Annotated in this window: 20 protein-coding genes; 5 read left to right on the top strand and 15 right to left on the bottom strand. The window is 38.0% G+C overall.

The annotated features are described in order from the left end of the window. Nucleotides 1-18: 18 nt before the first annotated feature. From dnaE to ES724_RS08815, 3 genes are all read right to left on the bottom strand, one after another. A complete protein-coding gene (gene dnaE, locus ES724_RS08825) occupies nucleotides 19-4,407 on the bottom strand; it encodes a DNA polymerase III subunit alpha (RefSeq protein ID WP_146932202.1) in 4,389 nt (1,462 codons plus the stop codon). A gap of 179 nt (nucleotides 4,408-4,586) precedes the next feature. Continuing rightward, nucleotides 4,587-5,036, bottom strand: a complete 450-nt coding sequence (locus ES724_RS08820) for a ferritin-like domain-containing protein (protein ID WP_146932313.1) — start codon at nucleotides 5,034-5,036, stop codon at nucleotides 4,587-4,589. A gap of 286 nt (nucleotides 5,037-5,322) precedes the next feature. Beyond that, nucleotides 5,323-5,769 (bottom strand): ferritin-like domain-containing protein, encoded by a 447-nt coding sequence (locus ES724_RS08815; RefSeq protein WP_146932200.1) that lies wholly within the window; start codon nucleotides 5,767-5,769, stop codon nucleotides 5,323-5,325. Nucleotides 5,770-6,087: 318 nt separating this feature from the next. Between ES724_RS08815 and ES724_RS08810 the strand changes: the two genes are divergently transcribed. From ES724_RS08810 to ES724_RS08790, 5 genes are all read left to right on the top strand, one after another. Further along, entirely contained in the window at nucleotides 6,088-6,690 is a 603-nt protein-coding gene (locus tag ES724_RS08810) for a 30S ribosomal protein S16 (protein WP_146932199.1), read from the top strand. 12 nt (nucleotides 6,691-6,702) lie between these two features. Continuing rightward, complete coding sequence (gene rimM / locus ES724_RS08805) at nucleotides 6,703-7,230, top strand: ribosome maturation factor RimM (protein ID WP_146932197.1); 528 nt, start codon at nucleotides 6,703-6,705, stop codon at nucleotides 7,228-7,230. Nucleotides 7,231-7,236: 6 nt separating this feature from the next. Then, nucleotides 7,237-7,956: a tRNA1(Val) (adenine(37)-N6)-methyltransferase gene (locus tag ES724_RS08800; RefSeq protein WP_146932195.1), complete on the top strand. Its 720-nt coding sequence runs from the start codon at nucleotides 7,237-7,239 to the stop codon at nucleotides 7,954-7,956. 59 nt (nucleotides 7,957-8,015) lie between these two features. Continuing rightward, the gene (locus ES724_RS08795; RefSeq protein WP_026837325.1) at nucleotides 8,016-9,194 is read left to right on the top strand and encodes an acyl-CoA dehydrogenase family protein; all 1,179 of its coding nucleotides are present in this window, start codon (nucleotides 8,016-8,018) and stop codon (nucleotides 9,192-9,194) included. 482 nt (nucleotides 9,195-9,676) lie between these two features. Next, the gene (locus ES724_RS08790; protein WP_211362756.1) at nucleotides 9,677-10,453 is read left to right on the top strand and encodes a DUF3050 domain-containing protein; all 777 of its coding nucleotides are present in this window, start codon (nucleotides 9,677-9,679) and stop codon (nucleotides 10,451-10,453) included. A gap of 608 nt (nucleotides 10,454-11,061) precedes the next feature. On the opposite strand, the gene ES724_RS17020 is transcribed toward ES724_RS08790, so the two are convergent. The 12 genes from ES724_RS17020 to ES724_RS08735 form a co-directional block, all read right to left on the bottom strand. Further along, nucleotides 11,062-11,211, bottom strand: coding sequence for a fibronectin type III-like domain-contianing protein (locus ES724_RS17020; protein WP_146932191.1), 150 nt, complete (start codon nucleotides 11,209-11,211; stop codon nucleotides 11,062-11,064). Next, the gene (locus ES724_RS08780; RefSeq protein WP_146932190.1) at nucleotides 11,204-13,690 is read right to left on the bottom strand and encodes a glycoside hydrolase family 2 protein; all 2,487 of its coding nucleotides are present in this window, start codon (nucleotides 13,688-13,690) and stop codon (nucleotides 11,204-11,206) included. The genes ES724_RS17020 and ES724_RS08780 overlap by 8 nt, the downstream gene beginning before the upstream one ends. Then, nucleotides 13,683-14,516 (bottom strand): endonuclease/exonuclease/phosphatase family protein, encoded by an 834-nt coding sequence (locus tag ES724_RS08775; RefSeq protein ID WP_146932188.1) that lies wholly within the window; start codon nucleotides 14,514-14,516, stop codon nucleotides 13,683-13,685. The genes ES724_RS08780 and ES724_RS08775 overlap by 8 nt, the downstream gene beginning before the upstream one ends. A gap of 136 nt (nucleotides 14,517-14,652) precedes the next feature. Then, entirely contained in the window at nucleotides 14,653-14,931 is a 279-nt protein-coding gene (locus ES724_RS16750) for a hypothetical protein (protein WP_246136850.1), read from the bottom strand. A gap of 12 nt (nucleotides 14,932-14,943) precedes the next feature. Beyond that, complete coding sequence (locus tag ES724_RS16745; protein ID WP_246136849.1) at nucleotides 14,944-15,381, bottom strand: discoidin domain-containing protein; 438 nt, start codon at nucleotides 15,379-15,381, stop codon at nucleotides 14,944-14,946. 260 nt (nucleotides 15,382-15,641) lie between these two features. Next, the gene (gene bglX, locus ES724_RS08765; RefSeq protein ID WP_146932186.1) at nucleotides 15,642-17,909 is read right to left on the bottom strand and encodes a beta-glucosidase BglX; all 2,268 of its coding nucleotides are present in this window, start codon (nucleotides 17,907-17,909) and stop codon (nucleotides 15,642-15,644) included. Nucleotides 17,910-17,948: 39 nt separating this feature from the next. After that, nucleotides 17,949-19,754, bottom strand: a complete 1,806-nt coding sequence (locus tag ES724_RS08760; RefSeq protein WP_146932184.1) for a family 43 glycosylhydrolase — start codon at nucleotides 19,752-19,754, stop codon at nucleotides 17,949-17,951. Nucleotides 19,755-19,803: 49 nt separating this feature from the next. After that, nucleotides 19,804-20,601 (bottom strand): carboxylesterase family protein, encoded by a 798-nt coding sequence (locus ES724_RS08755; RefSeq protein WP_146932182.1) that lies wholly within the window; start codon nucleotides 20,599-20,601, stop codon nucleotides 19,804-19,806. A 34-nt stretch (nucleotides 20,602-20,635) separates the two neighbouring features. After that, nucleotides 20,636-21,997, bottom strand: coding sequence for a glucoamylase family protein (locus tag ES724_RS08750; protein WP_146932180.1), 1,362 nt, complete (start codon nucleotides 21,995-21,997; stop codon nucleotides 20,636-20,638). Nucleotides 21,998-22,023: 26 nt separating this feature from the next. Beyond that, complete coding sequence (locus ES724_RS08745) at nucleotides 22,024-23,373, bottom strand: glucoamylase family protein (protein WP_146932178.1); 1,350 nt, start codon at nucleotides 23,371-23,373, stop codon at nucleotides 22,024-22,026. 231 nt (nucleotides 23,374-23,604) lie between these two features. Then, nucleotides 23,605-25,326 carry a LamG-like jellyroll fold domain-containing protein gene (locus ES724_RS08740; RefSeq protein WP_146932176.1) on the bottom strand — a complete coding sequence of 574 codons (1,722 nt, stop codon included), beginning with the start codon at nucleotides 25,324-25,326 and terminating at the stop codon, nucleotides 23,605-23,607. 22 nt (nucleotides 25,327-25,348) lie between these two features. Beyond that, nucleotides 25,349-26,896: a RagB/SusD family nutrient uptake outer membrane protein gene (locus ES724_RS08735; protein ID WP_146932174.1), complete on the bottom strand. Its 1,548-nt coding sequence runs from the start codon at nucleotides 26,894-26,896 to the stop codon at nucleotides 25,349-25,351.

The following is a 26,896-nucleotide window of genomic DNA, read 5'->3' as shown; positions in this document are numbered from 1 at the left end:
AAAAAAAAAGCAATGCTTTTAATTCAACTTATATTTCACGTGTTCCTCTTCCAAAGCATTCAATAACTCTTGTGAGATCTTCACTTTTTGCTTTCTGCTTGTCAAATTCAGTTTTATAAGCTCTTTCATTTCATAAATTATAAAATGCAAATTGTGATCTCCCTTATGAGTCCTGAAAATATCTTTTAAGGAATCTATATTCTCTTCTTTCAATTCATTTATATCCAGCTGAATAGTAAGTTTTCTTGCATAAATATCCATAATATCATGCAACAGCTGAAAGTTATTGAACTGAATTCTAGGCTCCCCTTTACTACCTGTCTCCTTATTGGTCCATCCTTCTTTCACAAATGCTTTGATGTACACAAATGCGTTAGGCACCAAAAAATGCTGATATTTTAAATACTCTTCTCCGAATATTCTGAATTCATAAGAATCCCAGTAATCTTCTATGGAAAATGCAGCCCAACCTTTCCCCATTTTTGAAGTTCTATGTTGCACCTCAGAGATCACCCCTCCAAAAGAAAGCTCACTGTTTACATATTTCTCCTGCTCCCTAAAGTCGGAAACCTTAGAATTACAGAAATAATGAATTTCAGCTTTAAAATCGTCTAAGGGATGTCCAGATATATAGATCCCCACTACTTCCTTCTCTCTTTTCAACTTTCCTATGCCTCCCCATTCTTCACACGGTGGCACCACAGGTTCCGGAATCTGCACATCACTGGCTTCTCCAAATAAACTTACCTGCGAAGAGTTTTCATTCTCCTGAAATTTCACTGCATATTTAATCACTTTTTCTAAAAAGGTGATCCCATCACCTTCATCATAAAAATACTGTGCTCTATGATTTCCGAAGCCATCAAAACCTCCCGCTAAAGCCAAATTTTCCAAGGCTTTTTTATTTGCAGCTCGAAGATCTAAACGCTTCGCCATATCGAAAATAGACTTATAGGGTCCTTTCTCGGTTTTCCGACTTTCTACAATAGTTGCAACCGCTCCAGAACCAACTCCTTTCACAGCACCCATTCCAAATCGGACGGCGTTCTCCTTATTTACAGAGAATTTATAAAAGGATTCATTTACATCTGGCCCAAGTACATTAAGCTTCATTCGTTTACATTCTTCCATAAAGAAAGTAACCTGCTTGATATCGCTCATGTTATTAGACAATACCGCAGCCATATATTCTGCAGGATAATGCGCTTTTAAATAAGCAGTTTGATAAGCGATCCACGCATAACAGGTAGAGTGAGATTTGTTAAAGGCATAGGCCGCGAAGGCTTCCCAATCTTTCCATACTTTTTCTAAAACCTCTCTTGGATGCCCTTTAGCTTCTCCACCATCTAGAAATTTCGGCTTCAATTGCTCCAGTAAAGCAAATATCTTTTTACCCATCGCTTTCCTTAAAACATCGGCTTCACCTTTGGTAAATCCAGCAAGTTTTTGAGAAAGCAGCATCACCTGCTCTTGGTATACTGTAATTCCGTAGGTTTCCTTAAGGTATTCATCCATACCCGGAAGGTCATAAGCTATTTCCTCATTCCCATGTTTTCTAGCAATGAAACTCGGAATATATTCCATTGGTCCAGGTCTATATAGCGCATTCATCGCAATAAGATCTCCAAACACTGTAGGCTTTAAATCCTTCATGTGTTTTTGCATTCCCGGAGATTCATATTGAAAGATCCCTACAGTTTCTCCGCGCTGGAACAATTCATAGGTCTTTTCATCATCTAACGGAAAAGCATCCGGATCCAGGATTATATCATGTCTTCCCTTTACAATTTTAACCGTATCTTTTATTAAGGTAAGGGTCTTCAACCCCAAGAAGTCCATTTTTAATAATCCGGCACTTTCTACCACCGAGTTATCAAACTGAGTTACATATAGATCTGAATCTTTTGCAAGGGCAACCGGAACAAAATTGGTAATATCACTTGGCGTGATGATTACCCCGCATGCATGGATACCGGTATTTCTAACAGAGCCTTCTAAAATTCGCGCCTGATTTAAGGTTTGTGCTTGTAGATCATCTCCATCTGCAATATTCAACAGCTCGTTAACTTTTTCCAGATCTTCACTTCGGAAAGATTTTTTAAGCTCCTTAGCATCCATTCCAAAGATCTTCCCCAATTTAGACATGGTAGGAATCAGTTTTGCAATTCTGTCAGATTCATGCAGCGGCAGATCCAAAACTCTGGCAGTATCGCGAATAGAAGACTTTGCAGCCATGGTACCATAGGTAATAATTTGCGCCACCTGATTGGAACCATATTTCTTGATCACATAATCCATTACCCTGCTTCGACCCTCATCATCAAAATCGATATCAATATCGGGCATACTTACACGATCCGGATTCAAAAACCTCTCAAAAAGCAGATCGTACTTAATGGGGTCTATATTGGTAATCTTTAAACAATAAGCAACGGCACTTCCCGCTGCAGATCCCCTACCCGGCCCAACCGAAACATCCATTGCTCGCGCTGCCCGTATAAAATCTTCAGTAATTAAAAAATATCCAGGATACCCTGTGTTTTGAATTACCGAGAGTTCAAAGTCTAATCTTGTTTTTATATCTTCTGAAAGATCTCCATAACGCTCCTTAGCCCCTACATAAGTTAGATGTTTTAAATAGGCATTTTCTCCACGCTTCCCGCCGTCATCCACATCTTCTGGGTTCAAAAACTCTTCGGGAATATCGAAAGCTGGTAAGAGCACATCTCTGGCAAGTTCAAAAGGTTCAATTTTATCTACCACTTCCTGAATATTGGAAATAGCTTCAGGAAGATCCTTGAACAAGCTTTTCATTTCAGAATCGGACTTGAAATAGAACTCGTTATTTGGCAATCCATATCTATATCCGCGTCCTCTCCCTATTGGAGTAGCCTGTTTTTCTCCCTCTTTAACACACAATAAAATATCGTGAGCATTGGCATCTTCCTTTGCGCAGTAATACGTGTTATTTGTTGCAACAGTTTTTACCTGATGCTTCTTTGCTAATTTTATCAATACATCATTCACCCGATTTTCCTCCTCGAGATCATGACGCATCAGTTCTATATAAAGGTCTTCTCCAAAAGTTTCTTTCCACCAGAGCAAAGCTTCCTCCGCTTGGTTTTCTCCAACATTAAGGATCTTTCCAGGAACTTCCCCATACAGGTTTCCAGTTAATACAATAAGGTCTTCTTTGTATTGTTCTATAACTTTTCTATCTATTCTAGGTAAATAATAAAACCCATTTACATAGGCGATAGAAGCCATTTTAGCCAGATTATGATACCCATTCTTGTTCTTGGCAAGGATCACTATCTGATATCCATTATCCTTTCTTGTTTTATCTAAATGATCTTCACATACAAAGAATTCGCAACCAATGATGGCTTTTAATTCTTTTCCAGTTGCCGGTTCTCCTTTTTCTAAGGAAGCTGCATTTAGAGATTTTATAGATTTATTATAGTTCCCAACTTCTTTTACAAAATGGAAAGCTCCCATCATATTTCCATGATCTGTAAGTGCAACAGCCGGCATACTCTCCTTGGTGGCAGCTTCTATTAGATTTGGAATACTAATAGTAGATTGTAATATTGAAAATTGAGAGTGATTATGAAGATGTGAAAAACGCACTTCATCAAGTTTCTCGAGGTTTTCCTCAATCTCCTCGGTACTAACCTCATCCACTTTTTCAAGCTTCTGAAGCTCTTCCCTTATTTTAGCCGAAGCCTTTTTAAGGTTGATATGTTTTAAACCTATAAGCTTTAATGGCTCAGGGTTCTCTTCTTTATAATTTTCGAAATAGTCTTCAGAGACCTGAAGCTGTTCTTTCGTAAAATTCTCTCTTCGTATTAATTCTAGAAAACAACGCGTAGTCGCTTCTACATCGGCTGTAGCATTGTGCGCTTCAGAAAAAGGCTGATCAAATAATTCCTGATGTAACTCTGTAAGTGTTGGAAGTTTAAATCTACCATATCTACCACCGGCAAGTTTACATAATTCTGCCGTTTTTTCTGTACAAGTATCTAAGACTGGAAGTGCCTCCATCGGATTCTCCAATCCTTCTCTTAAAAACTCGGCACCCATGATATTAAGGTCGAAGCCAACATTTTGCCCCACAATAAATTTCGATCTTTGTAAAGCTGCCTTAAATTTTTCTAATACTTCCTGAAGAGGCAAACCATCTTGCTGTGCCAGTTCAGTAGAAATCCCATGTATTTTTTCTGCATCAAAAGGAATGTTGAAGCCTTCTGGCTGCACCAAGTAATCCTGATGCTCCACCAAATTACCCATCTCGTCGTGTAATTGCCAAGCTATCTGAATACAGCGAGGCCAATTGTCGAAATCTGTTAATGGGGCATCCCATTTTTTTGGTAATCCAGTAGTTTCGGTATCGAAAATTAAATACATGTATTAATTTTAATGCTGTTAAAACTTCGCAAATGCATTTGCAAAGAAAAGGGACTTCTAATAGAAAGAAGCACTAAAATTACAGATTATTCACCCTTTTTAAAAACGAAAGTTATAAACATTTTAAACAAAAAAAACGCAACCCTAAGGTTGCGTCTTAATATTTATCAAGCAATTTTCTATGCTACTGCTTGTTCTAATTTTGGAACATTATTAATAACGTTCTTAATTGAATTTCTATGAGAAACCAAAACAGTCTTTATATTTTCTGGGATGTCTGTTTCAGAGATTATCTCATTGTAGTCCTCTAAACTGGCCTTTTCACCTCTAAGTATTTCTTCCAAAATAACTTTTTCATCATTTGAAGTGAATAAAGTTTTAAATTCCATCCAGTTTCTATGCATTGTTCCAGTAAAACTACCTGATTCTTTTGGAGTTTCACCGAACCTTAGAATCTGAGTTCTTATCTGGCTAGCAAATCTACCTCTATCTTCCGAGCGTTCTGTAAAAAATGATTTTAAGCTATCATTCTCTACATTATGCATTGCCTTGATATAACCTTGTTCGGCATCGTAATTCTTGATTAATAATTCATTTAACTTGTTTGAAATTTTTTCAAAATTCTTCATAATATCTATCTTCATTTTAAATTTCAATAAATTCTTTTAAGATGTGTATTGTCTCGCATCTATATATAGTATAAGGCTTAAAGGCCCTAATAGCAAGTATATTAACATCTTTCACATAAGTTTAATAGGATTTAACACTTATGTTATATATAGACTTAAAATGTTTGAGTTTAGAAGTATAGCTATTATAATTTAAAACGTTTTTATAAAAAAAACTCCCGGAATATGCTCATTGAAGCATACCCCGGGAGGAAATATTTTTTATTATTCTATGAAATTAAGTTTTCTACCGCTTATTTTCCATAGACTTCAATTTATTTAAAGATGCAGTAATAGAATCTCTTTGCTTCGTTAGAATACTTCCAGTAGATGCAGGAAGGTTTGTGTCTTTTAAAATATCATTATATTCCTCTATAGCTGCTTTTTCACCTCGTACGGCCTCTTCCAAAACCGCTTCTTTTTTATCTGAAGAAAGACTGGTTTTTAAATTCATCCAAGTGCGGTGAGCATCACCTGCCAAACTAGATCCTTTTTCTGGAGCCTCTCCAAAATTTCTGATCTCAGACTTTAATTCATGTCCAAAATCATATCTCTCTTTTGCTCTTTCACTAAAAAAAGACTGAAGTTGGGGATTCTTCACTTTCTCAGCAGCGAACTTGAAACCTTTCTCTGCATCATAATTTTTCTCCAACAACTCGTTTAATTTTTTTGCTAAATCTTCAGAATACTCCATATTATATTTTTTTTTGATTAGTAAATTTATTTCCAACGGTATAAAAATACAAGATAAAAGAGCTCACTTCAAGCTCTTTAACAGGCTTTGGCATAGTTTAACTGCTTTTAACAAGGCGTCTCAGTAATGGAGAAAAATTCTTAATTATTAGCTAAACTACTTTGTCCAACGTCCTTTTTAATTAAATGATTTTGCCTAAATGAGCAAGGCGATTTTATTAAAATTGTGTTGCTGAATTATGTTCAGAAAAACAAATAATATAGTATCTTTGCAGACTTATTAATAATAGAGGTCGTGAACCTCACTAATTAATTTAATATGCCTGTAAAAATAAGATTACAAAGACACGGTAAAAAAGGGAAACCATTTTACTGGATTATTGCTGCGGATACCCGTGCAAAAAGAGATGGAAAATACCTTGAGAAAATTGGTATCTACAATCCAAATACAAACCCTGCAACTATTGAGTTAGATGTAGATGGTGCTGTAAAATGGCTACAAAATGGTGCACAACCAACAGATACGGCTCGTGCAATTCTTTCTTACAAAGGTGCCCTTCTTAAAACTCACCTTGCTGGTGGTGTTAGAAAAGGAGCTTTAACTGAAGAACAAGCTGAGGAGAAATTCAAAACTTGGTTAGATGAAAAAGAAGGATCTGTTTCTTCTAAGGAAGAGTCTTTAACAAAAGCACAAGAAGATGCTAAGAATAAAGCTCTAGATGCTGAAAAAGAAGTGAATGCTAAACGTATGGCAGCATCAGCTGAGGCTGAAACTGCAGCCACAGAAGCTTCTGAAGAAGTAAATGAGGCTGAAAAAGCTGAAGGTGAAAGTGAAAATGCAGAATTGGAAGCGCAGGCTGAAAAAGATGTAGATTCCAAAACTGCTGAAGAAGCAAAAGCACAAGAGAAAAAAGACGCCTAAAATTAAATAGCGATGCTTAAAGAAGAATGTTTCTATTTAGGAAAGATCGTTAGTAAATTCAGTTTTAAAGGCGAGGTATTAATTAAACTTGATACCGATGAACCTGAAGAATACACAGGAATGGAATCGGTTTTCGTTGAATACAACGAAAACTTGGTTCCATTTTTTATTGAAAGAAGCGGACTTCACCGAAGTACTTTACTTCGTGTAAAATTTGAAGACGTAGATACGGAAGAGGGTGCAGAAGATATTATGAAATGTGCTGTATATCTTCCGCTTAATAAACTTCCAGAATTAGATGGCGACAAATTCTATTTCCACGAGATCATAGGTTTCACTGTAGAAGATGTGAATTATGGTACCGTTGGAAAGATCACTGCTATAAATGATAGCACCGCACAATCATTGTTTGAGATAGATAAGGATGGTAAACAAGTACTCATCCCCTTGAATGATGAATTCATAGAAAAACTAGACAAAAAGAATAAGATCATTTTTGTTAAAACTCCAGAAGGTCTTATAGATCTTTATTTAGACTAATCCATTTTGGAAACCCCATTTCGTTTTAAAGAATTTAGTATAGCTCAAGACAAATGCGCCATGAAAATTGGTACAGATGCTGTCTTGCTTGGTGCCTGGACCTCAATTTCTTCTGAAGTCAATTCCATTCTAGACATTGGCACAGGAACAGGAATAATCGCATTAATGCTCGCACAACGCAGTTTTGCAGAAACCCTTGATGCTTTAGAGATCGATGAAGATGCCTATGAGCAAGCTGTAGATAATTTTGAGAACAGCCCATGGGGAGACAGATTGTTTTGTTACCATGCTGCCTTCGACGAATTTGTTGAAGAAATGAAGGACGAGAAGTATGATCTAATAGTAAGCAATCCACCTTTCTTTCCTAATACCTCTGCTTCAGAAATTACAACTTCCAGAGAAACAGCAAGATCTCAAGCCTCACTTCCATTTGAAGAATTGCTTCATGGAGTTTCACTATTACTTTCAGAAACTGGCACTTTTACCGTTGTTGTCCCGAAAGAAGAAGAACCTATTATTTTAGAAATCGCTTCTTCAAACAAACTTTATCCAAATAAAATTACTGAAGTAAAAGGGACTGAAACCGCGAAAGTGAAACGCAGCTTGATCACTTTTCAATTTCTTCAGAAGGAAATAGAAAGAGATGTATTGATCTTAGAAGAGAGCAGACACATTTACACCCCAGAATATAAAAAAATGGTGGCTCCGTTTTACCTTAAATTATAAGCTTTTTAAATTGCTTGCTACTAGCAGGTTGGTTATTTTTGTGTACAAAATCATAACCAATGAAACCAGATTTATTCCAGGCTCCAGATTATTACAATCTAGACGATCTTTTAACCGAAGAACATAAAATGGTACGTGACGCTGCTCGAGAATGGGTGAAGCGAGATGTATCTCCTATTATAGAACAAGCAGCTCAAGACGCAAAATTCCCGAAATCTATTATTAAAGGTCTTGCTGAAATTGGTGCTTTTGGTCCTTATATCCCTGAAGAATACGGGGGAGCAGGTCTAGACCAGATCGCCTACGGACTTATCATGCAAGAAATTGAACGTGGAGATAGTGGAGTGAGGTCTACTGCATCTGTTCAATCTTCTTTAGTGATGTATCCTATCTACAAATACGGAAGTGAAGAGCAAAAGAAAAAATATTTACCAAAATTAGCTTCAGGAGAATTCATGGGTTGTTTTGGACTTACTGAACCAGATCATGGATCTAATCCTAGTGGGATGGTTACTAATTTTAAAGACAAAGGAGATCATTATTTATTGAACGGAGCCAAGCTTTGGATCTCCAACTCTCCTTTTGCAGATATCGCTGTAGTTTGGGCAAAAAATGAAGAAGGAAGAATCCACGGACTTATTGTTGAACGTGGGATGGAAGGCTTCTCTACGCCAGAGACACATAACAAATGGTCTCTTCGTGCAAGTGCAACTGGAGAACTGATCTTCGATAATGTGAAAATCCCTAAAGAAAACTTACTTCCAAATAAATCTGGTTTAGGAGCACCTCTGGGCTGTTTAGATTCTGCGCGATTCGGAATTGCATGGGGAGCGATTGGAGCTGCAATGGATTGTTACGATACCGCACTTAGATATTCCAAAGAGCGTGTGCAGTTTGGAAAACCTATTGCAGGATTTCAGCTTCAACAAAAGAAATTAGCAGAGATGATCACAGAGATCACTAAAGCACAGTTATTAGCTTGGAGATTGGGAGTGCTTAGAAATGAAGGAAAAGCTACCTCTGCTCAAATCTCTATGGCTAAAAGGAATAATGTAGATATGGCTCTAAAAATTGCCCGTGAAGCTAGACAAGTGCTAGGTGCAATGGGAATTACCGGAGATTATAGTATTATGAGACACATGATGAACCTTGAAAGTGTGATCACTTATGAAGGGACTCATGATATCCACTTGCTAATAACTGGAATGGATATTACAGGTATCTCAGCTTTTAGTTAATCCCTCATTGAGGGTTTAATTCCCCGAGGCCTGCCCGATACGTTCAGGCGGGCTTGCCCCGAGGTTCTTGATTATAAAAGAGATTTTTTGAAAAGGGCAGTTTCAATGAAGCTGCCCTTTTTTATTTATAGAATTGTCACATTGAGCTTGTCGAAATGTGAAAAGTAAAATATTTAAAACTTCGACAAGCTACCATTGACTTATTTTTAAAGTTGCTCCAAATAAGAGACCCTGAAACTCCCGAAGTGCCGGGACAGGTTGACGATACAGGTTCTAACTACCGTCATGCTGAACTCGTTTCAGCATCTTTCTTACGTCAATTTCCTCCGCTAGATAATTTTTTTATCAGGGGTCTCATTTTGACAATCGAAAAGTCTCATTCAACTAGCATATTATACAATCGTTAAACTTTTTAAAAAGCCTTTTAAAGGCTTTAAAAATCAAACTCTTAAGTTTATTTTTGTAGAAATGTTAGCCTGAAAATGATACAAGAAATTAACGCTGCCCTTAAGCCTCAAACCGACGAATTACTAAGCCACCCACTTTATAGTAAAATAAGTACTCCAGAACATTTAAGATGTTTTATGGAGCACCATGTTTTTGCCGTTTGGGATTTCATGTCTTTACTAAAAGCGCTTCAAGTAAACTTGACAAGAACCACTACTCCGTGGGTTCCTGTTGGAAATCCAGAATTGCGATATTTAATAAACGAGATTGTTCTTGCGGAAGAAACCGACTTGAACGCATTTGGAAAAAGACAAAGTCATTTTGAAATGTACCTCGATGCTATGAGTAAAAGCGGAGCGAGTAGAGTAAAAATTGAAGATTTTATATCTCAAGTTACTCATGGAACAGATATCTATTTGGTTATCGCTGCCAGTGATCTGCCTATTAGTATAAAGCAGTTTTTAAAGTTTACTTTTGAAATTATTTCTGAAGGGGAACCTCATAAAATAGCTGCTGCATTTACCTTTGGAAGAGAAGGTTTAATTCCAGCTATGTTTACTTCAATCATAAAAAATATTCAGCAACAATTCCCTGAAGAAGACTTGAAACTATTCAAATATTATTTTGACAGGCACATAGAATTAGATGCAGATGAGCATGGCCCTATGGCATTCCAAATGGTCGAGGAATTATGTGAGAAAGATCCAATTAAAATAGCTGAAGTAGAGGAGGTTGCACAAAAGGCACTTGAAAGCAGAATATCCTTGTGGGATGGAATTTTGGCTGAAATTGAAACTGGAGTTTTAGTATAAACCTGTTCTTAAAATTCAAAAAAGTTCCTTAAAAAGGAGCTTTTTTAAATCCTTTGTTTTTATAATTTCGAATTACTACTTATAACATCACTCTTTTCTGAAATCCCATTCTAATTAAAAGACTACAACCTGAAAAAATCTTTTCGATCATAGTTGTTTTTGTGATATATAAGGCTAGAATTATTAAGCTTGTCTGGCTTAATTCCACATTAGAGAACATTACCTTAAATATTCTCTATACTACTCCAGTATAAAGCAGCATTTCTGGCTTCCTTTTTCCCTTACTTATGGAGAATTCCACAGCGAGCTATTTTGATGGCGATTGTATTGGTTGTGCGGATATTGCTGTAAAAGAAAATTGATTGTCGGCTTTTGTTCCACTAAGTTATTTTCAATTAACAATACACGCTGTTTCCGTCATTCTGTCCCGAACCATCGGGCGTTTCAGCATTCTGTTTATAAGGGTTTGAGACTCTGAAACTAGTTCAGGGTGACGCGATGTTTAATGGACATAAAACGGATATACAGTAAAAGAAAATACAAGCCATAAAAAAATAGTTTTTTCATGTTTTTTAATATATTGAAGCTAATTATTTTACTAGCTTGAATTAAGACTTTAAATTGGAAACTGAATTTGTGCCTACAAAGAGTTTAAAGTCCCCGAGCTCTGCTTTAAAACTCATATTACTTATATAATATGAAAAGTCTTTGAAACTTAAATTAAAGAATACTCCTTTCGACTCTCCTGGTTTAATCATTATTTTTTTTAATGAGGATTCCACATATTGAGAATACCTGGTTATTTATAGTTTCAATTGTAATTCCATTTTCAGCATTTACAGAAAGCGTAATATCCTGTTTATTAAAAAGATCTAATTCTTTTAACGAAACCTTATTATCGTTAATAATTAAGCTGTTGCTCTGATCGCTTTGGTTAATTTCATTTTCTTTTCTATTTAATTCATAAACTTGTTTGGGTTCCTTTTTAAGTTTTGAAAACAGCAAGGTGATTTCATAGATTCCTTTAGGAACATCAAAATGAAGTTTATTAATATTGGTTAAAGAAGATTGATATAATGGATCGTTAATAGTATTCCTGATATTCGTGCTGCTGTTTTGATTTACTACATCTCCAAATATTTTTAGGTTTACAGTTTGATTAGCCGGGATCCAAATTTGATTATTTGAATCTAAAAAGTAACTTTCAGTTCCAAAATTTATTGCTAATTCATCTGTTTTACTGAAATCCGGTTTATAGTATTTCAGAGATAAGGAATCCTGTAATTCAACTTTTTCATTCATCAGTTTGAAGGTATTTCTTCCTTCTTTTAAATTTACTGAATAGGATATTAATCCATTAGTTGGTTCTAAATGGATCGGTTTATTTTTATTTACCTGCAATAAAATATCCTGATTAGAAATTATTGTAATTTCTTTATTAGAATCATTACTTATATGGGTTGATAAGCCTCTAAAAAAACGACTTTCTTTTTCTTCAGGTTTTAAAATGCCTTTATACCAATAGTAAATATTTTTTGGTGTTCTGTCATAGTTCACTAATCCTTTTTGGTTTATGTGTGGCAAAGCATCTCCACGAAACTCAGAGCTGAAATCTGCGAAATTCCAGGCTGCCATTCCAACAACAAAAGGACGATCTGTGACTTGCTGATAATAACCCGGGTGATACTTAAATTGATACTCTTCAGAAAAATCAAACTTTTTAGGCTTAGAGTTATGAAGACGTGTATCTGCCCCAACTCCATATTCAGAAATAATTAAAGGACGGTTTGGGTATTTCTTAAATTCATTATCTAAAAACCCTCCTAAATCATCTGTTTGCCCTTCGTACCAGCCATAATAAAGATTCCAGCCAATGACCATTGGAATATCTGCAATTTTGGTATCGTTATAAATTTGATTTCCGTGCAACGCCATTACTGTGATGTGATTAGGCGCCTCTTCACGTGTGAGTTTTTCCAGAGTTTTAGCTAAATCTAAACTGTTGGCAATTATTTGTGGTTTTTCTTCTTCAGAAGGTTTGTCAAAAACCATTCTAATAAATATCTCGTTCATGTAGCCAACAAAAATGAAGGATGGGTGGTTGTAATTCTGTGCAATATGCTCCTCCTGCATTTGTATAGAATTCTTCTTGTATGGAGCGTAATCAGCTCCAATTGGGACTTTGTTGATAACTGGGATTTCAGACCAAAGAATAAGGCCCAGGCTGTCTGCCGCTTTATATACAGACTTGTCTTGAGGATAATGGGCTAAACGCAAAAAGTTACTCCCCATATCTTTAATCATAACAAGGTCTTCCAACTGTTTTTTTATGGGTACAGCGTTACCAAATCCTTCCAAATCCTGATGTCTGTTGACACCAATTAATTTTATGGGTTGTCCGTTTAGTTTAAATCCGGAGGTGGAGACTTCAAATTTTCGAAATCCTATGTAATGTCTGTAAGTATCTAAAAGCTTATCGCCATCAAAAATTTCTAATTCAACAATATATAAATTTGGAGCATCTGGCGACCATAGTAACGGGTCTTTAAATTCTGATGAAATTTTAAAATTCGAAGTCACTGTTTTTTCTGACTCAGCAACAATTTCATTTGATGCATTCAGTAAACTTAATTTAAGTTGATAAGAAGTTTTCTCAGGATTTGAAACACTTCCATTAATATTTAGTGTTCCTTGCCAATTATCATCCAATAAAGCATCTATTTTAATAACATCAGCCCCGTTATTCTTTTTAAAATGTGCAGTATTTTCTTCCACTAAATAAACAGTTCTGTAAATTCCGCCAAAAAAAGTAAAGTCGGCATCTAAGGGCGGAATTTTTTCATCATGCCTGTTATCAACTTCAACCGTGATGGTATTATTCCCCTTAATAATGTATGGCGTAATATCAACATCAAAAGCTGTATATCCTCCTTTATGTGCACCCGCTTCTCGATTATTAACTTTTATTTTAGCTACCTGATTAACCCCGTTAAAGTGCAAATAATATGATTTAGTAAGGTTTGTAATCGTTGTTTGTGTAGTGTAATATCCGGTTCCTCTCCAATAGCCCGGCGTATCATCAAACGCATCCAGGAGATTCCATGTATGCGGTGTTTCAACTAATTGCTCAACAGTATCTTTTTCTGAATGGAATTGCCAGTTTTTTAGTTCTATTTCCTGAGCATAGGCTATGGCATTGCTAAAAACACCTATAATACAAATTAATATCTTATTCATTTTTTAAGTTTAGTTCAACATACACCGGGAAATGGTCTGAAGGGTAGCGACAATCTTTTGAATCACTCAAAATACCACTTTTCAATGCTTCCAGGTTTTTTGAAGTGAATACAAAATCAATCCTTCTTGTTACCGGTTTATCGAAATGAAATCCATTGAAAGTTCCTGTTGGTCCAAAGGAAGTTTTTGCCGTTAGATGGGAATCATCAAATTGCTTCAATATATTCTGAACGCCTTGGCTATCTGATTCTAAGTTAAAATCACCCATAATAATAACTGGGAGATTATCCCTGTTTATTTCTGCCGCTTTTTTAAGAATAAGAAGTGCGCTCTCAGCCCTTGCCTGTTCACCTATATGGTCAAAATGGGTATTGAAGACTAACAGGAGTTTTTTAGAGTTTTTAATTTCAAAAATTCCGTAGGTGCAAATTCTGTTTAACGCGGCATCCCATCCTTTAGAAGGTTTGTCAGGGGTTTCTGAAAGCCAAAAAGTACTTTCCTCTATCAGAATTACTTTCTTAGTGTTATAGAATATGGCCGTATATTCTCCCCTTGTGTCTCCAAAGTCTCTTCCTACCCCAAAAAATTCATATCCATCCAGGCCTTTTTTTATATCGGTAAGCTGGTTGTACATTCCTTCTTGGGTTCCAAAAATATCCGGTTGATTATAATTGATTTGTGACATTAGAAAATCCTTTCTGACATTCCAGCTATTAACAGTGTCTGTAGGTTCGTCATACTTAATATTATATGTCATAACCGAAATTTCCTGTGCACTTATTATGATAGTAGATAGAAGAATGAATGTTGAAACAATTTTTTTCATGACAGATTTAGTTTAATAATTACTTTGTATTTAAAATGGCACTCTTAGCATAAATTCCATTCTCATTGAAAGCTTCTACCTGGTAGAAATAATTTTGGTCTGTATTAAAAGCTCTTAATTCATAATTTGGGTGATCTTACATTAATATTGATAAATTGAGGTGCTCTTTTGAAATTCCCCAGTAAATAACATATCCGGTAGCTCCTTCAACTTTATCCCAGGAAAGATCTGTATTTCTCCTGTCTTTTTGACGTTCTGCTTTAAAATTTGGTGGCGTAACAGGTTTTGCTTCTTTCCCCTTCCCAAAAACTCTAAGCTCAGAAATAGCTAAATATTTATTTGTACAATACACATGATTGTACCTGACATAACGTGCTTCAACAGGATTTTCTAACTCAATATAAGCATGAGGCATGTCTTTGTTATTTTATGAATAATCTTCCACGGTTTCCCATGTATTTCCGTCTAAAGACGATTGAATAATAAATTGCTGTTTGATACCTTCGGGTCTTCCAAAAATCACACTATTGAAATCCTGAAAATTTATTTGTAGAGCTTTAACATTCATTGGTTTTAATAAATCAATTTGTACATAAATAGAATCATTATTAGCTTCTGAAACCCAATATGAGCGAATTTCTTCATCATTTATTTTATTAATGCTAAAATCCGTAATTTGTTCCTGCATATAGCCATCTTCACTTTCGTCCACCACATTAATGTCTTTTTCCACCAAACCTGAATTTGTAGTTACGGGCTTATTGTAAGATAAAAGCATCCAGCCTGTTAAGCGGTCTTTATGATTTTCAACTTCAGTATCTGGCAAATAATGTGGATAATCCCCATAGGCCGTATTCACATACATTTACCCAATATCTTCAAAACCTGCCGGGTACTCAACTAAAAGTATTTCAAATTTACAATAATCCGAAATCGCAATGGTCTCTGTGCTTCATGTTTTTCATCAGCCAAAAATTCTTCCTGCGCCTTATTTTCTTTACAACTAAGGACGAGGAAAGGAACAACAAGAAAAAAATCCTGGTTTTATTCATTTTCCAAAAGTATAAATGCTCCTTCAAAAAAAAATGGGTTTTGTGAGAGGAGCATATTAATGAATTTTACTATCTACTCTACGGTAAAACTTCCGATAAATTTATTGTCTGAGCTGCCACCTACAAAAAATTCAAACTCTCCGGGTTCAAAGATGAATTCCTCCTCATTGTTATAGAATTTAAGGTCTTCTGTAGTGATCTCAAATGTCACGGTTTGAGAAGCCCCTTTTTCAAGGAAGATCTTTTTAAAACCTTTTAATTCTTTCATTGGTGGAGTAATAGACCTCACTTTGTCATGCAGGTAAAGTTGCACGACTTCTTCGCCGTTATAATCTCCGGAATTGGTTACAGTTGCTGAGATGGTAATACTTCCATTTTCAGAAAGTGTAGCATCGCTCACTTTCACATTGGAATAATCAAATTCTGTATAGCTCAACCCATATCCAAAGGGAAATAGAGGGGCGTTTGGAGCGTCAAGATAATTGGATTTGAATTTCTCAAATTTTTCTGAAGCTGCGGGCCTTCCGGTGGTTCTCATTCCGTAGTAGATAGGGATCTGTCCCACATTTACGGGCCAGGTAGATGTAAGTTTTCCCGAAGGATTATAATCTCCAAAAACTACATCGGCTACAGCATTTCCTGCTTCCACCCCGGGATGCCATACCTGTAATATACTCACCGGTAATTCCATTTCTTCCGGAATGGTAAGCGGGCGACCACTCATTAAGACCAGAACCACGGGCTTTCCGCTTGCGGCAAGTTCCCTTATCAGTTTCTTCTGACTTTCAGGAATAGAAATGTCAGTTCGACTGGCGGCTTCCCCACTCATTTCTGATGCTTCCCCAACCACTGCAACAACCACATCGGCATTCGCAACCAACTTCATAGCTTCCTTCAACAATTGCTCCGGAGATTCTTCTGAGATTTCAATACGGGGCCCAAAGACATTCACCTTTTTTGCAAAGGTGGTGTCATCGCTTATGTTGGCTCCTTTTGCATAGGTAATACTTGCATTGGGCGCCACATTTTTAAAACCTTCCAGTATTGGGATTGAAAGCTGTTGATCGCCTGTAGGTGCCCAGGTTCCCAACATATTGTTCTTGTTATTTGCCAGCGGTCCAATAAGTGCAATCTTTGCATTTTTTGAAATTGGCAGGGTGTTGTTATGTTTTTTAAGAAGCACGAAAGATTTGGTGGCTGCTTCCCTGGCTTTCGCCCGATTAGCTGCTGTAAGTATATCGGTTTCCGGCCTGCTTTCATCAGAGTACCTGTAAGGATCATCAAATAATCCAAGTTTGTGTTTAGCTTCAAGGATCCTTCTGGCGGCAGTGGTAATAGTTTCTTCAGTAACTTTTCCTTCTTCAACAGATTTTTTTAGGGTGGTAAGAAAACCTTCTCCAACCATATCCATATCCAGCCCGGCATTGATCGCCAGTGCCGAAACGGCCTGCAAATCTCCCATGCCGTGAGCGATCATTTCGTTTACTGAAGTATAATCTGATACCACAAACCCATCAAATCCCCAGCGCTCACGTAAAACATCGGTAAGCAGCCAGTTATTTCCTGAAGCGGGAACCCCGTCTATGTCATTAAAGGAGGTCATTACACTCCATACTCCGGCATCTACTGCGGCTTTATAAGGTGGCAGGTATTCATTAAACATCTTTGCACGACTCATATCTACACGATTATAATCGCGACCACCTTCAGCAGCTCCGTAGAGCGCCATATGCTTTACAGTAGAGATCATTGTTTCTGGCTTTGAAAGATCATCTCCCTGGTAACCCTCAACCATTGCTTTAGCAACCTGCGAGCCCAGGTAGGGGTCTTCTCCTGCACCTTCAGCTACCCGGCCCCAACGAGGGTCGCGCGAAATATCCACCATTGGAGAGAAATTCCAGTTAATCCCATCGGCTGTGGCTTCTTTGGCTGCTATTTGGGCGGTTTCCTTTATAAGTTCCATATCCCAGCTGGCCGAAAGTCCCAGCGGAATAGGAAAAGTGGTTTTATACCCATGGATCACATCGCTACCTATAAGCAGCGGAATTTTAAGACGTGAATTTTTCACTGCAAGGTCCTGCGCCTGCCTAACCCGCTCTGGGCTCGAAACGCCAAACACTCCTCCTACATTTCCCGCTTTGATCTTGGCCTCTACATCTTCACTCACCACAGATCCTGTAGCAACACCACCGCCAGGAGTTAGTAAGTTTAGCTGACCGATCTTTTCTTCTAGAGTCATTTTAGAGAGGAGTTCCTCTACTTCAGGAATTTGAGTTTGTGCCTGAAGCGCAAAGCTGCCCGCAAGAAGCAACATACTAATTGACAGATAAATTTTTCTCATTGTAAAATCTTTATTTATTAAATTAGGTTTTTGTTTCAATTATTTCACCCTGATAATCTCAGACCTTTCAGAAATCCCATTCTCATTGAATGACTCAACACTGAAGTAATATTCTGTATCACGGTCCAGATTGCGCATAAAATGTTCATTTTCATCGTAAATCAACCAGGATTGATATAATTTATCTGGAGCAATGCCCCAGCGGATATTGTATCCCTGAGCTCCTTTAACCGAATTCCACGTAAAGGAGGCATCTCTTCGATCTTCCTCGCGGGAAACTTCGAATCCCTTAACCTTTGCAGGCTTCTTACCTAAACCTTTACCAAATATTCTTATTTCGGATAATGCCAGGTTATTCCCCGGCACCTCGATATTATTATAGCGTACGTATTTTCCTTGTACAGGTTGATTAAGGGTGATGTAGGCATTTGGAGCATCTTTATAACTTTTACTTCTGTCTACAACCGTTTCCCAATGTTCACCATCTTCTGAAACTTCCACGGTGAATCTGTGGCGCAAGCCTTCAGTTCGTGTATAAATGCCCGACTCCTCATCGTGAAAATTTAACTGAAAAGCATAAATATTCCGGGGGGAAAGCATTTCGATCTCAACCCATTGCTCATCATCGTTGGCTTCAGCAACCCAAAAGGATTTCGGGCTTTCATCGGTTAACAACTTCGAAATAATTTCACCTTCACTGTTCTTTTCAAGTGGCATTTCGGTGATGTCATAATCATCATAGGTAGAAGTACTTTTTTTCACCTGCATTTGCGAAGATGAAACCGTTACTTTTCCTTTGTAAGAAAGCAACATCCAGCCACTATGCTGTCCCGCTTGTGTTGGATGATCTGGCCCAAACAACGGATAGTCGCCGTAGCTTGTAATGGTGTACATTAAACCTTCCTCATCAAAATAGGTAGGAAACATAGCCAGCCTACGTTCCCAATGAGAATTGGAAGCCAGGGCCATGGTGGCAAAATGCCAGTACTGTCCATTGGTTTGTTTCATAGTGATCCCATGGCCTGCCCCATTAGTGAAACCGCCCGGCTTGAAACTCATGGGATTATTTTTCATGTAAGTAAAAGGACCAAGCGGGGTTTCGCCAATATAAGCTGCATCGGCATACACATTAAATTGTGTACCGGGTGCCGCATACTGTAAATAGTATTTACCATCGTGTTTGGTCATCGAGGCACCTTCCATGTATCCTTCCTTTAAGGTTGGATGGAAATTATTTTCACCAAAGCGTTCCCAACCGTGTTCTTCTTCCACCAGGTTGAAAAGTTCTTTTTCAACCCCGGTTTCAAGAAAACGATCGTCTTTGTTCAGCATTTTCACACGAAGGGGATGTACATTTGACGAGCCCCAATACAAATAGGTTTTCCCGTCATCGTCAATAAATAATTCCGAATCCTGAATATTTTTGGTAATTGATGCGGTTGGTGTCCACTTACCACTTTTAGGGTCATCGGTGTAAAGAATACTCCCATAACCTGCGGGATCGCCTGCAAAATACACCAGCGAATCTTTATAATTGAATGCCGTTGGTGCATTGGAACCCTCGAAAAACCATTGTTCTGGTCTAATAAATTCCCAATTGATCAAATCGGTGGAATGCCAATAACCAAAAGAACGTGTGACAAACATGTAGTATTCGCCACGAAATTCAATAACCGCAGGATCTGCTCCGGAACGGTAGGAAATATTCTTATTTGAATTATAAACCATATAGGTATAATCAATATCCAAAGGATTGATATAAGTTTCCGGAACTACCCCCTGTGCATATATAATAACACCAAATAATAAGGCCGTTGCTGTAAGTATGCTATTATAACATTTCATTTCTTTCCGTCTTAAACAGATTAATAATTGTCAAATTCTTTTCATGTCCCTATTCAGATCGTTTTTGTGAAAACAACCAGGGCAATAAATTAGGCTCAGCAAAAGCCGAATCCCAGCTGTTGTGATTATCTTCCGGATATAATGAAAGTTTAGCGTTTCCGCCATAATGGTTAATGGCCCTTGCCATCGCTTCAGAATATTTTGGAAGTACTACATCATCTTTTTTTCCGTGGAAAAGCCAAATATTGAAGTCTTGCGGATATTCTTTGGCTATTTCAGGATTTGCCCCACCGCAAATAGCAAAAGCTGCGGCAAACATTTCGGGTTTTTTGTAAATGAGTTCGTAAGTTCCCATTCCTCCCATCGATAGTCCGCCCACGTAAATTCGTTCTTTATTTATAAAGTTTTTCGTAGTCATTTCATCCATTAAATCCATCACCAACTCCAACGAAGTAGTGGCCGGCTGCTCATTTTTAAAATCGAACTGAAAAGGAATGGTATCCCGATTAACCTCTACTTTTGCCCAATAATCATCTTCTGGTGCCTGCGGAAAGATCACAATAGCAGGAAAATTTTCCCTGTTTTCAAGAAAAAGAGAGCTGCCGTGGGTGAGTTGAGATTCGTTATCATTTCCTCTCTCCCCGGCTCCATGTAGAAACAGAACTACCGGATATTTTTTGTCTTCTGAAAAATCTTTTGGAAAAAGGATTCTATAATTCAAGGTATCGCCTTTTTTTATAAAATATTCCTTTTTAAAATCCATTTTAGATTGTGCTTCTGCTGAGCAAAAAGGTGCTATTATAAAAGATGCAATCAAAATTCCTAAATATAAAACTCTGTTTTTCATAATCGTAGAATTAAAAACTGTAAACCTTAAGTTACTACTGAATACTGAATCCCAATTTATCCAATCCCTGTTTTACTTCAGGCGCATTCATAAACAGATCCCAGATGAGGCCGGATCGGTGATTCTCTATCATTACTACAATTGGTCCCTGGTCTATCGCAAGATATTTTTTAGCTACCCACGGAGTTCCCTCAAGACTAAAGGCATCGTAAAACCCTGCAGGACCCCAAAGTAATTCATTTTGATCTTCAAAGAAATACCTCATTGCTTTCATAGATTCTTCCGGAGTATAGGGCAATGAACTTAAAGCGGCAGTAGGTGACACCACTCCTTTATCATTATCGGGAGAATGCGCGCTGTATCCAATACTGTTGTCTTTATTACGGGTATAACTGGCTGTTAATCCCCATGAGTTTTCATTATAGGTTTCAAAGCCATTAGGATTTTCCTGGCAATACAGATAATTGATCTTAGAGTGATTTACATTGAGATCCCAGTAATTGGCATATTTGTCACTAAGCCCTTTAGGATTTAATCCCAGATAGGAATAATGTGCCCAAAATAACGGACCACCTTTATCTCCCCTGGTATTGTGCTTTAAGATTAGAGGAAGATCATAAGCTTCAACATCGGTAGAGATATCTCCACTCCTGGCCCAACCATTGTGATACACACTTGCTTCTATGGAATGATCTGGTGATGAAGCGGCCATAACATAGGTAATCAAACACTCATTGTAACCTTCGATCATAAAATCCATTTCCCATTGATAATCCGGTGACCAGTGCCAGTAAAGTCCGTCTTTATTGTTCGTATACCAATCCCACTCGATGCCTTTCCAAAGTTCATCGTATTTTGCAGCAACTGCTTTTTCTTCTTCGTTCCCGTTTTTTAAATATTCGCGTACCACGATAAAGCCCTGTGCTAAAAATGAAGTTTCAACAAGATCTCCCCCGTTATCTTTGTCACTAAAAGCCTGGGTTTCGCCTGTTTCGCCGTTTAACCAATGCGGCCAAACTCCGTGAAATCTTGGTGCATTATCTAAAAATTTTGCGATCTTATCCAATCGTGCTACTGCCGAATCACGTTCAATGAATTCACGTTCCATTCCTGCAACTATGGCCATTAGTCCAAAACCAGATCCTCCGGTGGTAACCACATGAGCATCATTTTTTGGATATTCCCCATCCGGGTGATAGCGTTCGCGTGCCATTCCGGAGTTGGGTTCGGCGTAATCCCAAAAATATTTAAGGGTTTGTCTTTGAACTGTATCCATTAATGCATCATCAGTTAATTCCTGTTGTTCCTTTGTTGTAGTTTCTACTTCCCTGTTATACTTACAGCCAATACTGGTAATAAATAAAAGCAGTAATAAACTAATTTTCAAATTGGTCATATATTAAATTTTATTCGCAACAGTACTTAAAAATTGAAATCAAGACGCTCAAGACCTGCCTGAATTTCTTCATCGGCCATAAATAATTCCCATAGCAATCCTGTTCTGTGATTCTCTATCATTGAAATTATTGGTCCCTGGTCTATGGCCAGATAGCCATTGGCAACCCAGTTCTCCTCTTCAGAAAAAGCATCATAAAAACCATAGGGTCCCCAAAGTTCATTTCCTCTTTCCTCATAAAAATACCTCAGGGCCTTCATCGACTCTTCAGGAGTATAGGGAAATGAGGACAAGGCAGCTGTAGGTGTGATTACACCTAAATCGTTGGTGGGACTGTGGGCCGAATAACCCTCAAAATTATCGCTGGCTGTAAATCCCCAACTGTTCTCCCCATAACCTTCAAAATTTTTCGGATTATCTATTGCATAATTATAATGGATGAGGCTATGTGCGCGGTTTTGTTCCCAGTAATTGGCATATTGGTCGCTTAGATTCCGGGGGTCTAGTCCTATAAACGAATAATGAGCAAAGAACAATGGACCACCAAATGCGGGTCCAAGAGTTAAATTAATTCCATAGTGTTGGCGGTCATTTACCATACTCCCATTGGATGCCCATCCCTGATGATAAACTTCAGGCTGTACAGAATAAGTTGGTGAAGATGCTGCCAACACATAAACTATAAGCGATTCATTCCATCCCTGGATTTTCAAATTTTTCTGAAACCCGAAATTTGTCGACCAATGCCAGTAAAGCACATTTTCTTCCTTGGTATACCAGTCCCATTCCACTGCTTCCCATAGTGCAGTTATCCTGTTTACAATGCTCGTTTCTTCTGAAAAATATTGTCTGTTAATGAGCAATCCCTGCATTAAGAAAGCAGTTTCCACAAGGTCTCCGCCATCATCCATGTCGCCAAAAGGTCTTGTCTGGGCAGTATTATCCAGGTACCAATGAGAATATGCTCCATGGTAGGTAGGAATGGTTTCCAGAAAATCCAGGATCTTTTCCAGACGTTGAATAGCCTGAGATCTGGATACCCAGCCACGCTCTACCGCAACCGGAAATGCCGCAAGGCCAAAACCGGAACCTCCCATTGTGACAATATTTCTACCTTCACCACCATAAGCATCGGCCTGCGAACGCTCCTTAGCAAGACCGGAATTGGTTCCCGCGAAGTCCCAGAAATATTTGAAGGTTTGTTGCTGGACTTTCTCTAAAAGTTCGTCATGGCTAAGTAGTTCCCCAGTATTTCCATTTCCGGGGTCGGGAATATAGGGTTCCTGATAGCCTGGACCGTCATCACCGGAACAAGCTGAGAAAATCAGGATCATTCCAATTAAATAAAATTTCCTCAACTTCTCTAAGTTTATCATTTTCCTGTTATTTTTATTATGGGCTTAAACCAATAACTTTCAATATAGAAATGGAATTAGGTTACCTCTTATTTTCTATTTAAGAGATATCAGACTATTAAATATTTTTGTTGCTTAATTTCAGACCTATTCCCTGAACGTGAATCGCCTTTCAGGTCATTAAGTGGGATCTGTTTAAAATTTATAAAAAGGCTCCGGCTTTTGTAGGGATTTGGCGGAGCCTATTATAAACTAATCAGCCATTGCGGACTGAATTTCATCCTGAGTAAGCACTTTATTGTAAAAGCGCAATTCATCCATAAAACTTGTGTCGGACAAGTGACCCCACTCGGTAAACCTTGGAGCACCAGACATAATGGAAACCAGATCGGTTCCGGTCCAGTCTATAGCTTTGGGCAATGCGCCTGTGTTCACCGCATCTCCATTAAGATAGATAACAGTTTCAGAACTAGAAATGGTAAACGCCACGTGCACCCAGTCTCCTTCAGCAACATTAATAACGCCGCCATCATTCCAGTGATCGCTTGTTCCTGAACCAACGTTTAATTTTATACGTTGTTCAGTAGCATTTCCTTCGCGGAAAAGCCTGAAGCCACTTGTTCTTTTATTCTGAACATCGGGAAAACTCGCATTTTCTGTATCCTCCGGACCAATTGTTATAAGACCGGCTCTATCAGGACTGGCATTCACTTTGTACCAGAAAGTAGCACTGAAATCCTCACCTAACAAACCTTCTGAAGGAAGGGTAAGATACGAATTTGCAGCTCCCGCATAGGCATCAGTACCTTCTACACTTTCTCCCGCAAAGCCTGGAGTTCCAACTACTGTAACCTCACGGTTTCCTACCATATCCTTGTATTGTCCGTCGAATGGCATATACAATGTTACAGCAGAGGCATTAATTAAATTTTGAATATCACTTTGGGATAAAGCTGTATTGAAAAGTCTTAATTCATCTACAAGGCTGTTGGTATCTGATTTGTGATCCCAGTAGCTAAAGGTCTCCCCACCTGCCCCTATAGTGATTTTCTCTACCCCGGTCCAGTCTATAGCTCCGGGGATTGTTGCAGTGCGCAAAGGCATTCCGTTTACGTATAAAACAGTTTCAGAAGCGGTAACACTAAAAGCAATGTGAACCCAATCTCCCGTTACATCAATGCTACCACCATCATTCCAACTATCACCACCTCCGGTGCCCACATTCAGTTTAATTGTTTGTGAAGTTGCAGATCCTTCCCTGAAAAGACGGAAGCCCTGATTACGATCATCGGCATTAGCCCCCGCTACCAGGATCCCGGCACGATTTGCATCAGCACTTAATTTATACCAAAATGCAGCACTGAAATCACTTCCCAGGTCTTCCTCATCAAGAGGGACGGTTATATAAGAATCGGCCACACCACTGTATGCTCCTGTTCCAAGGAAGGAAGCTGTAGAAATAGCCGGGTTTCCAATCTCGTCGGCTGTATAAATATTTACCAATTCCATAAAATCCCCATCATAAGGCATATAGAAAAACTCTCCGGCAAATTTAGGAGAATAAGGGGGTTCTTTACTAAAATTCACCTCTTTGGTTGTAACATTTCCTGAAATATCTGTAGCTCTCACAGTAAGTATGTGTTCCCCATTGGTAACATTATCAAAAGTTACTGTTCTCTTTACAATTCGGTAATCGGTAAATTCATCAAACATTGCTACTTGGATTCCATTCACCAATACTTCAATTTTTTCTACTTCAATATCATCCACAACTTCAAGTCTAATGTCGATGGTAGCTACCGCCTCAGGAACCTGAATTGCGGTTCCTTCAGCAGGATACATAATATTGATTACAGGGCTACCAGCATCTGGCCCCGGATCTACTGCTGTTATTGGATCAATTCCATCACTACATGAAGAAAACATTAGTAATATAGAAAATAACCCTATAAAAAGTTTATCTATGTTTTTCATTTTTTTTGTTTTTTCGTTAGTATTAATTCGATACCCCATCTAATATTGGGAATTCATCTTTTTGATCTTGATGATATGTTACAAAAGCTTTATCTGCTGTAAAAGTTCTTCCTTCATAACTCAGTTCTCCATATCTTTCCAGTCTAACCATATCAAAAAATCGTTTACCCCACTCCATAGCAAATTCAGCATATTTTTCATCTACAAGTTGATTTAAAGTCACACCGCTTAATGGAGTTAGGCCTGCTCTCTCCCTAACCAAATTTACCGCCTGATCTGCACTCATGGCAGAGTTTGAAGCCCCTTGCAATAATGATTCGGTATACATTAAAAGTGTTTCGGCATAACGATAAACAATATAATTTTTATTACTACCATAATCATTTCGCCCAGGAATTAATTGGTTACTTGGTAAATAATGTTTCCCGCTGGAAAAGATATGCCTTGCATTATCTCTAAGAATATCTCCATCTCGGGTGGTAGAAGATACAAAAGCTGGCAGTGTTGCTGCTGTAAAAGATGTTGTAGATATAATGCTATCAATACCATTTTGAGTAAACAACACCGAAGTTTCCAAACGACTATTTTCTCCCCTATTCAACATAAACTTAACATATTTCAAACTAGGCTCAAAAAAGCCCCATCCAGCACTAGCACCAACAACAGCGGGTGTCCAACCATTCGGACCATAAGGCGCATAAAGATGGCCTACTCTGGTACCTGTACCTGCACCAAAATCGGAATATTGAAATTCATACAGACTTTCATTACTTAACTTTCCGGGAGTTTTAAAAAGTTCATAAAAATCAGGAAAAAGACTGAACTTACCAGAACTTATAATTTGTCCCGTAGCATCTGCTACTGCCTGATAATTTTTTAGTTCCTGATTCGCTAAAGCCTTAATATGTAAAGCCGTATATTTAGTTACGCCTCCTGGTAAATCTGTACGTTCGTTAGGTCGCATATCCAACAAAAATGGAATGGCTTCATCCATCTGATCTGAAAGATGCTGCATCACCTCATCTTTTGTAGGTACTGAAGTTACATTTGCAAAATCATCAAGATCAGAGGATTCTGGAATAAATACTGCGCCATAAACTTGCGACAGTTGGAAAAGCAATATAGCCCTTAGGACTTTAGCCTCAGCGATATACTGATTTCCCAAGGCTACACCATCTTCATCTGCAAATTCCATGAATCTTTCAATTTGTTCTATACCCGTGTGGGCGCCAATAATATCACCATAATAGGTTTCCCATAAGGTTCTTGAACCAAAAAAAGAATTGTCATATATATAACGATCTTGATTTTTAAGACCTTGTTGATCCCCGGCAGCATTAACATCATCACCTCTGGTAGAAACAACTAAAGGTTGCTCCCACCCCCTGGCACCAACGGATTGATAGACACCGATGAGTGAAAAAATCATATCGCCGGTTTTCGAAAAATCCGTCCCACCTGCAAAATTATTATTAAGTTCCGGTTGGTCTAATTCATTTGAACAGCCTGTTAGCAGCATGCCTAATACTACTAGAAGCAAAGGCAATTGTTTTGTTTTTACATATATCAT

The sequence above is a fragment of the Gillisia hiemivivida genome (assembly GCF_007997295.1).
Taxonomy (GTDB): domain Bacteria; phylum Bacteroidota; class Bacteroidia; order Flavobacteriales; family Flavobacteriaceae; genus Gillisia; species Gillisia hiemivivida.
This window is presented reverse-complemented; position numbering and strand designations above follow the sequence as displayed.